Genomic DNA, 222 nt, shown 5'->3' with positions numbered 1-222 from the left:
TGTACAAGATGCCGATGGATATTATATAAATATTGGAACAAATCCAGGAGGAAATGATCTGGTAAATAATACCGACCTTACAACAACTAGTTATAGCCCTACAACCGACTTCCCTGAAAACACCACTATCTATGTTTCGGTTACTCCTTATAATGCGGTAGGAAATGCCACTGGATGTACAGAAATAAGTTTTACCACAGAAAGTTTCGCAACACCAAGTAT

The 222-nt window shown here is 37.8% G+C and carries 1 pseudogene; it reads left to right on the top strand.

The window, feature by feature from the left end:
- Positions 1-222: pseudogene (locus tag I6U50_RS15850) on the top strand (T9SS C-terminal target domain-containing protein); the annotation flags it as partial.

The sequence above is a fragment of the Salegentibacter maritimus genome (assembly GCF_016236975.1).
Lineage (GTDB): Bacteria > Bacteroidota > Bacteroidia > Flavobacteriales > Flavobacteriaceae > Salegentibacter > Salegentibacter maritimus.
The sequence above is the reverse complement of the archived record's forward strand: the minus strand, read 5'-3'. Positions and strand labels throughout refer to the sequence as shown.